Source organism: Sphingomonas sp. PL-96 (assembly GCF_020707215.1).
In the GTDB taxonomy this organism is placed as follows: Bacteria; Pseudomonadota; Alphaproteobacteria; order Sphingomonadales; family Sphingomonadaceae; genus Sphingomonas.
The window spans coordinates 1-10,641 of the sequence record NZ_JAJFET010000007.1 but is presented as its reverse complement, the minus strand read 5'-3'; the positions used below and the strand labels follow the sequence as shown (position 1 = coordinate 10,641).

The following is a 10,641-nucleotide window of genomic DNA, read 5'->3' as shown; positions in this document are numbered from 1 at the left end:
CACGATCACATGTGGATCGGCTTGCCCTGCACGGCCATGGCCGCTTCCTTGATCGCTTCTGAGTGGGTCGGGTGCGCGTGGCAGGTGTAGGCGATGTCCTCGCTGGTGGCGCCGAACTCCATCGCCTGCGCGGCCTGGGCGATCATGGTGCCGGCGACCGAGGTGATGATCCAGACGCCGAGCACGCGGTCGCTTTTGGCATCCGCGATCACCTTCACGAAGCCCGCGGTGTCGTCGATCGCCTTGGCGCGGCTGTTCGCCATCATCGGGAACTTGCCGACCTTGATCTCGCCGCGCTCCTTGGCCTGCTCTTCGGTCAGGCCGACGCCGGCGATTTCCGGGTGGGTGTAGACGACGCCGGGGATGACGTCGTGGTTCACGATGCCGGTCTGGCCAGCGATGTTCTCGGCCACCGCGACGCCCTCGTCCTCGGCCTTGTGCGCGAGCATCGGGCCCGGGATCACGTCACCGATCGCCCACACGCCGTCCACGGCGGTGCGGAAGTCATGGTCGGTCTCGATCTGGCCGCGCTGGTTCAGTTGGAGGCCGATCTTGTCGAGGCCGAGGCCCTCGGTGTTCGGGCGGCGACCGATCGCGACGAGCACGGCGTCCGCTTCGAGGGTTTCGGCAGCACCGCCTGCTGCCGGCTCGACCGTCACGGTCGCGCGGCCGCCGTCAACGGCGACGCCGGTGACCTTGGTCGACAGCTTGAGCTCCATGCCCTGCTTCTTGAAGATCTTGGCGGCCTCCTTGCGGACTTCGCCGTCCATGCCCGGCAGCAGCTGGTCGAGATATTCGACCACGGTCACCTTGGCGCCCAGGCGCTTCCACACCGAACCCAGCTCCAGGCCGATCACGCCGCCGCCGATGACGACGAGGTGCTCGGGCACCTTCTCCAGCGTCAGCGCGCCGGTCGAGTCGACCACGACCGTCTGGTCGATGGTCACGCCCGGCAGCGGGGTCACCGACGAGCCGGTGGCGATGACGATGTTCTTGGCAGTGACGGTGCGGTCGCCGACCTGGACGGTGTGCGCGTCCTGGAAGGTGGCGAGACCCTTCACCCACTCGACCTTGTTCTTCTTGAACAGATACTCGATGCCGCCGGTCAGGCCGGTCACGGCCTTGTCCTTGTCGGCCATCATCGCCGACAGGTCGAGCTCGACGCCCGAGAACTTGACGCCATGCTTGGCGAGCACGCCCGACATCGCTTCGTCGAACTTCTCGGACGCGTTCAGCAGCGCCTTGGACGGGATGCAGCCGACGTTGAGGCAGGTGCCGCCCAGCGTCTCGCGCGCCTCGGCGCAGGCGGTCTTGAGGCCGAGCTGTGCGGCGCGGATCGCGGCGACATAGCCGCCGGGGCCGGCACCGATCACGAGAACGTCGAAGTCGTATTCAGCCATTGTTCTCTTCCTTGTACCCCGGCGCAGGCCGGGGCCCAGTTTCGAGACGTATCTGGGGCGCGTCTCGTGTCGTTACAAACAGCGGCGCAACTGGACCCCGGCCTTCGCCGGGGTACGGTTGCGGGAGCTTACAGGTCGATCAGCAGGCGGGTCGGGTCCTCGATCGCGTTCTTGAGCGCGGCGAGGAAGGTCACTGCCTCACGACCGTCGATGATGCGGTGGTCGTAGCTGAGGGCGAGGTACATCATCGGGCGGACGACGACCTGGCCGTTGCGGACCACGGGGCGCTCCTCGATGCGGTGGAGGCCCAGCACTGCCGACTGCGGCGGGTTGATGATCGGGGTCGACATCAGCGAGCCGAACACGCCGCCGTTGGAGATGGTGAAGGTTCCGCCCTTCATCTCGTCCATCTTGAGCGCGCCTTCCTTGGCGCGCTTGCCGAAGTCGCCGATCGTCTTCTCGACCTGCGCCACCGACATCTGGTCGGCCGAGCGGATCACCGGCACGACCAGGCCCTGCGGCGCGGAAACCGCGACCGAGATGTCGGCATAGTCGTGATAGACGATCTCGTCGCCCTCGATATAGGCGTTGACCGAGGGGATGTCCTTGAGGGCCATGCAAGCGGCCTTCACGAAGAAGCCCATGAAGCCCAGGCGAACGCCGTGCTTCTTTTCGAACAGGTCCTTGTACTTGGCGCGCGCTTCCATGACGGCGGTCATGTCGACGTCGTTGAAGGTGGTGAGGAGCGCGGCGGTGTCCTGCGCCTCCTTCAGGCGGCGGGCGATCGTCTGGCGCAGGCGCGTCATCTTGACGCGCTCCTCGCGACGGTCACCGCCGGCCGAGACCGGGGCTGCTGCCGCAGGAGCTGCGGCCGGAGCAGCCGCGGGGGCGGCGGCCGGCTTGTTCGAAGCGGCAGCGACGATGTCTTCCTTGGTCAGGCGACCGTCCTTGCCGCTGCCCTTTACGCTCGCGGGATCAACGCCATGCTCCAGGATCGCGCGGCGCACCGACGGGGAGAGCGCGGCGGCGTCGACGCTGCTGCCGGCCTCCGGCGCTGCGGCCGGAGCGGCCGCAGGGGCGGCGGTGCTGCCAGCCTCCGGAGCTGCGGTCTTGGCCGGGGCGCCGTCGCCCGCGTCGATGGTGGCGATCAGCGCGCCGACCGAGACGGTGTCGCCCGGCTGGACGGCATGGGCGCCCATCACGCCCGCGACGGGCGAGGGGACTTCGACCGACACCTTGTCGGTTTCAAGGCTGGCGATGGGCTCGTCGGCCTGCACCGGGTCGCCCGGCTGCTTCAGCCATTCGCCCAGCGTGGCTTCGGTGATCGATTCGCCCAGTACGGGAACAAGGACTTCGGTTGCCATGGGTCTTCCTCTTGGTTCCCCGCCAGGGGACGCAGACATTGGGTTCGGATCAGGACGTCGGCTTGCCGACGACGGGTTCGTCGGACTTGCGCGTGCGGCGGATTTCCTCGCGCACATTGTGGCCGAGCGCGTCTGCCACCAATGCACCCTGCTCTGCAGTGTGACGCTTCATCAGGCCGGTCGCAGGCGAGGCTGCGGCCGAGCGGCCCGCATAGCGGGCACGCGGCACGCGAGTGCCGGCCTTGCCGAGTGCTTCCTCGATCAGCGGCTCGACAAAGAACCAGTAGCCGTTGTTCTTCGGCTCTTCCTGCGCCCAGACCACGTCCTGGAGGTTCGGCATCCGCTTCAGGCGCTCGACCAGCGGCTCGCCCGGGAAGGGATAGAGCTGCTCGACGCGCACGATCGCGGTGTTCTTGTCGCCGGCCGCGTCGCGTGCCTCGATCAGGTCGTAGGCGACCTTGCCGGTGCACAGCACCAGGCGGGTGACGTCGGTGTCGGCCGGAGCCGAGGGATCCGACAGCAGGCGGTGGAACTGGCTGCTGCCCAGGAACTCGTCCGCCTTCGACACGGCCATCTTGTGACGCAGCAGCGACTTCGGCGTCATCAGCACCAGCGGCTTGCGGAAGGCGCGGTGCATCTGGCGACGCAGCAGGTGGAAGTAGTTCGCCGGCGAGGTGACGTTGGCGACCTGCATGTTGTCCTGCGCGCACAGCTGCAGGAAGCGCTCGGGGCGTGCGGAGCTGTGCTCCGGACCCTGTCCTTCATAGCCGTGCGGCAGCAGCATCACGAGGCCGTTGGCGCGCAGCCACTTGGACTCTCCGCTCGCGATGAACTGGTCGATCATGATCTGCGCGCCGTTCACGAAGTCGCCGAACTGCGCTTCCCACAGCACCAGCACCTTCGGATCGGTCAGCGCATAGCCATATTCGAAGCCGAGCACGCCGTACTCGGACAGCGGCGAGTCGAGCACCTCGAACCGGCCGTGCTCGACCTGCTGGAGCGGCACGTACTTGTGCTCGTCCTTCTGGTCGACCCAGACGGCATGGCGCTGCGAGAAGGTACCACGACCGGAGTCCTGGCCCGACAAGCGGACGCCGAAGCCCTCCGACAGCAGCGAGCCGAACGCCAGCGCCTCTGCCGTCGCCCAGTCGAAGCCCTCGCCAGCCTTGAACATCTGGCGCTTGGCCTCGATCACGCGGCCGAGCGTCTTGTGGATCTCCAGGTCGGCCGGAACTTCAGTCAGCGTGCGGCCGAGCGAGTCGAACAGCTTGCCCTCGATGCCGGTGTCGGCGGTGCGACGCGCGGTTTCCGGGTCGGCCGGCATGTGCAGGCCCGACCAGCGGCCCGCGAACCAGTCCGCACGGTTCGCCTTGTAGCTCTTGGCGCTTTCGAACTCGCCTTCCAGCAGCGTGGTGAACTCGTGCGTCTTGCCGTCGACGAACGCCTGGTCGACCACGCCCTCGGCCAGCAGGCGCTTGGCATAGACTTCCGAGACCGGCGGGTGGTTCTTGATCTTGGCGTACATCAGCGGCTGGGTGAACGAGGGCTCGTCACCCTCGTTGTGGCCGAAGCGGCGATAGCACCACATGTCGATCACGACGTCGCGCTTGAAGGTCTGGCGGAACTCGATCGCGACCTTGCACGCGAAGGTCACGGCTTCGGGATCGTCGCCGTTGACGTGCAGAATCGGCGCCTGGACGCCCTTGGCGACGTCCGACGGATAGGGCGAGGAACGCGCGAACTGCGGGCTCGTCGTGAAACCGACCTGGTTGTTGATGACGAAGTGGACGCAGCCGCCGGTGTTGTAGCCGCGGATGCCGGAGAAGCCGAGGCACTCCCAGACGATGCCCTGGCCGGCAAAGGCCGCGTCGCCGTGGATCAGCACCGGCAGCACCTGCTCATGCTTTTCCAGGTCCTTGCGGACCGTCTGGATCGCGCGCGACTTGCCGAGCACGACCGGGTTCACCGCCTCAAGGTGCGAGGGGTTGGCGACCAGCGACATGTGGACGGTGATGTCGTCGAAGCTGCGGTCGGTGGAGGTGCCGAGGTGGTACTTCACGTCGCCCGAGCCGCCGACGTCCTCCGGGTTGGCCGAGCCGCCCGAGAATTCGTGGAAGATCACGCGGAACGGCTTTGCCATCACGTTGGCGAGGACGTTCAGGCGGCCGCGGTGGGCCATGCCGTAAACGATCTCGCGGACGCCCATCTGGCCGCCGTACTTGATCACCGACTCCAGCGCCGGGATCATCGACTCGCCGCCGTCCAGGCCGAAGCGCTTGGTGCCGACGTACTTGCGGCCCAGGAACTTCTCCCACTGCTCGGCCTCGATGACCTTGGAGAGGATCGCCTTCTTGCCGTCGACCGTGAACTGGATGGCCTTGTCCTTGCCCTCCATGCGGTCCTGGAGGAAGCGGCGCTCCTCCACGTCGGCGATGTGCATGTATTCGAGACCGACGTTGCCGCAGTAGTTGGCGCGAAGGATCGTCACCAGCTCGCGGATGGTCGCGGTCTCAAGGCCCAGCGCCCCGCCGAGATAGACCGGACGGTCGATCTCGCTGTCGGCAAAGCCGTAATATTCGGTGGTGAGGTCCGCCGGCAGCTCGCGATGCGGCGACAGGCCGAGCGGATCGAGGTTCGCCGCCAGGTGACCGCGCACGCGATAAGTGCGGATCAGCAGCTGGGCGCGGATCGCGTCGCCGGCTGCCTTGGCGATGTCGGCGGTGGAGGCCTGCGCAGGGGCCGCGGCCGGTGCCGGCGCGGGCTTGCCGCCGCCCTTTGCGGGCTTGGGCGCGGGCTCCATCTGGGTGGGATCGAGGGCTGCGGTCAGCGCATCGGTTTCGGTGAGCGGCCAGCGCTTGCTCTGCCAGCTGGGGCCGGAGACTGCACCCTCGAGCCCGTCGAACCACTGGCGCCAGCCAGCGTCGACGCTGGCGGGATCCGCCTTGTAGCGGGTGTAGAGCGTCTCCACGAACGCCGGGCTGACGCCGGCTGCGATATCGGAGAAATCCTGGCCTTCGTAGCCCATGGTGCGTCCTGTCCGTCCGTTCGTCCCGAGAAACCGTCGAGGGACGTGCCGCGCGCTCCGGCGTGTTCTTGGCGAACACGCAAGATGGGAACACGCGGCGGTGTCTTTAACCCTTCAGCACTTCCAGCAGCGTCGAGCCGAGCTCGCTGGGAGACGCCGCGACCTTGATGCCCGCTGCTTCCATCGCCGCGATCTTGTCCTCGGCGCCGCCCTGGCCGCCCGAGACGATCGCACCGGCGTGGCCCATGCGGCGCCCCGGAGGCGCCGTGCGGCCGGCGATGAAGCCTGCCATCGGCTTCTTGCGGCCGCGCTTGGCCTCGTCGAGGAGGAACTGCGCCGCCTCTTCCTCGGCCGAGCCGCCGATCTCGCCGATCATGATGATCGACTCAGTCGCGTCGTCGGCCAGGAACAGCTCGAGCACGTCGATGAAGTTGGTGCCGTTGACCGGATCGCCGCCGATGCCGACGGCCGTGGTCTGGCCGAGGCCTGCGTTCGAGGTCTGGAACACCGCCTCATAGGTGAGGGTGCCCGAGCGCGACACGACGCCGACCGAGCCCTTCTTGAAGATCGAGCCCGGCATGATGCCGATCTTGCACTCGCCCGGCGTCAGCACGCCCGGGCAGTTCGGGCCGATCAGGCGCGACTTGGAACCCGACAGCGCGCGCTTGACGCGGACCATGTCGAGCACGGGAATACCCTCGGTGATGGCGACGATGAGCGGGATCTCCGCGTCGATCGCCTCCAGGATCGAGTCGGCCGCGAAGGGCGGCGGCACGTAGATGACCGAGGCGTCGGCGCCGGTCTTCGACTTGGCTTCGGCGACGGTGTTGTAGACCGGCAGGCCGAGGTGCTCGGTGCCGCCCTTGCCCGGCGTCACGCCGCCGACCATCTGGGTGCCATATTCCAGCGCCGCCTTGGTATGGAAGCTGCCGGTCTCGCCGGTCATCCCCTGGGTGATGACCTTGGTGTTCTTGTTGACGAGGATGCTCATCTAGTCTCTCGCTCCACTTGCACCCCGGCGGAGGCCGGGGCCCAGTTGGGAAAGGTCAGGGGCGGGCGATGTGCTCGAAAAGATCATCCCAGTCCGGGTTGAGCCCTTCGATCTCCCGCAACTTCCAGTCCCGTTTCCATTCCTTCATCTGCCGCTCGCGAAGCCTCGCAGCGTCGATGTCCTCGCACGCCTGATACCAGACCAAGCGCTTGCACCCATGCTGCCGCGTGAAACCCGCGACGGCGCCGGTGCGATGTTCCCAGATGCGCTTCGCGAGATCGCTGGTGCACCCGATGTAGATCGTGCCGTTGCGCCGGTTCGCCACCATGTAGACGTAGCCGGCACGATCCATCTCCAACCGCTCCCAACTGGACCCCGGCCTTCGCCGGGGTACGGCGAGGACCGGGAGAAGGGCAGGATGGACCTTAGTTCAGGCTGGAGTCGATGCCCTTGCACGCGACCAGCAGTTCCTTGACCGCGTCGACCGACACGGTGAGGTTGGCCTGAGCCTCCTCGGAGAGCTTGATCTCAACGATCTTCTCGACGCCGTCCTTGCCGATGATGATCGGCACGCCGACGTAGAGGTTGTCGATGCCGTACCGGCCCGTCAGATGGGCTGCGGCCGGCAGGACGCGCTTCTTGTCGTAGAGATAGCTCTCGGCCATCGCGATCGCGGAAGTTGCGGGCGCGTAGAAGGCGGAGCCGGTCTTGAGCAGGCCGACGATCTCGCCGCCGCCCGAACGGGTGCGCTGGACGATCGCGTCGATGCGCTCCTTGGTCGAGAAGCCCATCTCGATGAGGTCGCTCACGGGGATGCCCGAGACGGTCGAATATTCGAGCACGGGCACCATGGTATCGCCGTGGCCGCCGAGCACGAAGCTGTTCACGTCCTTGACCGACACCTTGAACTCTTCGGCGAGGAAGTGGCTGAAGCGTGCCGAGTCGAGCACGCCGGCCATGCCGACGACCTTGTTGTGCGGAAGGCCGGAGAATTCGCGCAGCGCCCACACCATCGCGTCGAGCGGGTTGGTGATGCAGATCACGAATGCGTCGGGTGCGTTGGCGGCAATGCCCTCGCCGACGGCCTTCATGACCTTCAGGTTGATGCCCAGGAGGTCGTCGCGGCTCATGCCCGGCTTGCGAGCGACACCGGCGGTGACGATGATGACGTCCGCGCCCGCGATGTCGGCATAGTCGTTGGAGCCGGTGATCTGAGCGTCGAAGCCTTCGACCGGGCCGCACTGGCTGAGGTCGAGCGCCTTGCCCTGCGGAACGCCTTCGACGACGTCGAACAGGACGATGTCACCAAGGTTCTTGAGGGCAGCGAGGTGGGCGAGCGTGCCGCCGATGTTACCAGCGCCGATAAGCGCGATCTTCTTGCGGGCCATGAATCCTCCCGGTGGATGCGACGGTTCAGACCGAACCGCAGTCGGCCAGCGCATTACCCGGTTTGCGGAAGGCGAACAACCCGCCAAACCGACTATCTTTGCGACTGCGAAGTATTCGCAATAAGCATCATCCGCCCCGGAAAACCGAAGCTTACTGGCTGGTGAATAACGCGCGGCGGTGGGTTCGGTTGCCTCTCCGGCGTGGTGTATGGCTCCCCCTGCCAAGCGCGTCGTGGGGACAAAAGCCGGCGTGAGACGTTCACCGGCAGCGGGGAAGAATCCTGCCCAACGTCCCATGACCGCGAAAGGCGGAGGGTCAGTCGCTCTCGCCCTCGCCGTGGCCGGCCGCGAGATAGTCTTCCGATCGCATCTCGTTCAGGCGCGAAACGGTGCGCTCGAACTCGAAGGCGCCATCGCCCTGCTCATAGAGGTGCTCGGGCACGGCATCGGCAGCGGCGAGCAGCTTCACCTTGTGCTCGTAGAGCGCGTCGATGAGGGTGACGAAGCGGGCCGCCTCGTTGCGGTTCTCCGGGCCCAGGCGCGGGATGCCGACGACGATGACCGTGTGATAGTGGCGCGCGATCGCGAGATAGTCGGGTGCGCCGCGTGCCTCGCGGCACAGCCGCTTGAAGCTGAACACGGCAACGCCCTTCAGCGACTTGGGCACGTGGAGGGTGCGGCCGCCGTGGACGGCAAGCTCTTCGCTCGGCACATGCTCGCGATCCTCGACGGGATAGTCGGTGAGGCGGAAGAAGGCGGCGGAAAGCTTGGCGGTCGCCTCCGGCCCGTTCGGCACCAGCCAGGTGTCCATCACGCCCAGGCGGTCGCGGCGATAGTCGACGGGGCCGTTGAGCGGCATCACGTCGAGCCGCTCCTTCAGGAGCGCGATGAAGGGCAGGAAGCTCTGCCGCTGGAGGCCGTTCTTGTAGAGATCGTCGGGCGGGCGGTTGGAGGTCGCGACCACGGTCAGGCCGTGCGTCATCATCTCGCTGAACAGGCGCGAGAGCACCATCGCGTCGGCGGTGTTGTTGATCACCATCTCGTCGAAGGCGAGCAGGCGCAGGCCCTCCGCCATCGCGGCGGCGACCGGGGGCACGGGATTGCCGGCCTCGCGCTTGCGCTCGACGTTGAGGCGGTCGTGCACCTCCAGCATGAATTCGTGGAAGTGGACGCGGCGCTTTTCCGGAATTGCGACGCAATGGAACAGCAGATCCATCAGCATCGACTTGCCGCGGCCGACCCCGCCCCAGAGATAGACGCCGCGGGGCGGCGGGGCGTGGCGGCCGGTGAGGCGCGCGAGCAGCCCCCGCGCGGGCGGGGCTTCGAGTTCGGTGGCGAGGCGATCCAGGCGGACGGCGGCGGCGCGCTGATCGGGATCGGCGCGCAGTTCGCCGGCGGCGATCAGCGAGTCGTAGCGGGCGAGAACCTGGGACAAGCGGGACACTCCCGCACCGCCGGTTCGCGCAGTCGGCAACGGTGCGTCGGGCGCCGCCAAGCGGGCGCTAGGTGTCGCGACTGCGACCGACAAAAGGGAAAGGGGCCGCCCGCAGGCGGCCCCGAGAGGATCAGAGCGTGCGCTCGAGTTCCAGCTTCTTGACCTCGGCGATCGCCTTGGCCGGGTTCAGGCCCTTGGGGCAGACGTTCGCGCAGTTCATGATCGTGTGGCAGCGATAGAGGCGGAACGGATCTTCCAGCTCATCGAGTCGCTCGCCCGTCATCTCGTCGCGGCTGTCGGCGAGCCAGCGATAGGCCTGGAGCAGGATCGCCGGACCCAGGAACTTGTCGCTGTTCCACCAGTAGCTGGGGCACGAGGTCGAGCAGCAGGCGCACAGGATGCACTCGTAGAGGCCGTCGAGCTTCGCGCGGTCCTCTGGCGACTGCAGCCGCTCCTTGCCCGAGGGGGCGGGGGTGACCGTCTGCAGCCACGGCTTGATCGAGCTGTACTGCGCGTAGAAGTGGGTGAAGTCGGGAACGAGGTCCTTGATCACGTCCATGTGCGGCAGCGGCGTGATCTGCACCTCGCCCTTGATGTCCTCGATCGCGGTGGTGCAGGCGAGGCCGTTGCGGCCGTCGATGTTCATCGCGCACGAGCCGCAGATGCCCTCACGGCACGAACGGCGGAAGGTGAGCGACGGGTCCTGCTCACTCTTCATCTTGATGAGCGCGTCGAGCACCATCGGGCCGCACGAATCGAGGTCGATCTCGAACCGGTCGTAGCGCGGGTTCTCGCCCGTCTCCGGATCGTAGCGATAGACCTTGAACTTCTTGACACGACCGGCGTCGGGAGCCGCCTTGTGCTCGCGGGACTTGCCGGTGATCTTGCTGTTCTTGGGCAGGGAAAATTCGGCCATTGCGCGGATTCCGTCAGCTCTGGATGCAGTGGGGCGACGCGGGCGCCCCGGGGCGATTTGGGTTTCCGATACATGACCCCTGCCGCCGCCGCAAACGGCAAGCGCGCTTTTCTGTGGCGGGG

The 10,641-nt window shown here is 67.0% G+C and carries 8 protein-coding genes; all 8 read right to left on the bottom strand.

Annotated elements, in window-relative coordinates; all coding sequences use genetic code 11:
- Positions 1-5 precede the first annotated feature (5 nt).
- Positions 6-1,400 (bottom strand): dihydrolipoyl dehydrogenase, encoded by a 1,395-nt coding sequence (gene lpdA, locus LK533_RS12885; RefSeq protein ID WP_229363439.1) that lies wholly within the window; start codon positions 1,398-1,400, stop codon positions 6-8.
- Between the two features lie 128 nt (positions 1,401-1,528).
- Positions 1,529-2,764: a 2-oxoglutarate dehydrogenase complex dihydrolipoyllysine-residue succinyltransferase gene (gene odhB / locus LK533_RS12880; protein ID WP_229363438.1), complete on the bottom strand. Its 1,236-nt coding sequence runs from the start codon at positions 2,762-2,764 to the stop codon at positions 1,529-1,531.
- 49 nt (positions 2,765-2,813) lie between these two features.
- Positions 2,814-5,789, bottom strand: a complete 2,976-nt coding sequence (locus LK533_RS12875) for a 2-oxoglutarate dehydrogenase E1 component (RefSeq protein ID WP_229363437.1) — start codon at positions 5,787-5,789, stop codon at positions 2,814-2,816.
- Positions 5,790-5,895: 106 nt separating this feature from the next.
- Positions 5,896-6,780: a succinate--CoA ligase subunit alpha gene (gene sucD, locus LK533_RS12870; RefSeq protein WP_229363436.1), complete on the bottom strand. Its 885-nt coding sequence runs from the start codon at positions 6,778-6,780 to the stop codon at positions 5,896-5,898.
- Between the two features lie 55 nt (positions 6,781-6,835).
- Positions 6,836-7,132: a GIY-YIG nuclease family protein gene (locus LK533_RS12865; protein ID WP_229363435.1), complete on the bottom strand. Its 297-nt coding sequence runs from the start codon at positions 7,130-7,132 to the stop codon at positions 6,836-6,838.
- Between the two features lie 73 nt (positions 7,133-7,205).
- The gene (gene mdh / locus LK533_RS12860) at positions 7,206-8,168 is read right to left on the bottom strand and encodes a malate dehydrogenase (RefSeq protein WP_229363434.1); all 963 of its coding nucleotides are present in this window, start codon (positions 8,166-8,168) and stop codon (positions 7,206-7,208) included.
- Between the two features lie 316 nt (positions 8,169-8,484).
- Positions 8,485-9,603, bottom strand: a complete 1,119-nt coding sequence (gene zapE / locus LK533_RS12855) for a cell division protein ZapE (protein ID WP_229363433.1) — start codon at positions 9,601-9,603, stop codon at positions 8,485-8,487.
- A 130-nt stretch (positions 9,604-9,733) separates the two neighbouring features.
- Positions 9,734-10,519 carry a succinate dehydrogenase iron-sulfur subunit gene (locus tag LK533_RS12850; protein ID WP_229363431.1) on the bottom strand — a complete coding sequence of 262 codons (786 nt, stop codon included), beginning with the start codon at positions 10,517-10,519 and terminating at the stop codon, positions 9,734-9,736.
- Positions 10,520-10,641: the final 122 nt, after the last annotated feature.

Excerpts from the sequence above, each read along its gene's own strand:
- lpdA (WP_229363439.1), bottom strand. The coding sequence starts at position 1,400 with ATGGCTGAATACGACTTCGACGTTCTCGTGATCGGTGCCGGCCCCGGC.
- odhB (WP_229363438.1), bottom strand. The coding sequence starts at position 2,764 with ATGGCAACCGAAGTCCTTGTTCCCGTACTGGGCGAATCGATCACCGAA.
- LK533_RS12875 (WP_229363437.1), bottom strand. The coding sequence starts at position 5,789 with ATGGGCTACGAAGGCCAGGATTTCTCCGATATCGCAGCCGGCGTCAGC.
- sucD (WP_229363436.1), bottom strand. The coding sequence starts at position 6,780 with ATGAGCATCCTCGTCAACAAGAACACCAAGGTCATCACCCAGGGGATG.
- LK533_RS12865 (WP_229363435.1), bottom strand. The coding sequence starts at position 7,132 with ATGGATCGTGCCGGCTACGTCTACATGGTGGCGAACCGGCGCAACGGC.
- mdh (WP_229363434.1), bottom strand. The coding sequence starts at position 8,168 with ATGGCCCGCAAGAAGATCGCGCTTATCGGCGCTGGTAACATCGGCGGC.
- LK533_RS12850 (WP_229363431.1), bottom strand. The coding sequence starts at position 10,519 with ATGGCCGAATTTTCCCTGCCCAAGAACAGCAAGATCACCGGCAAGTCC.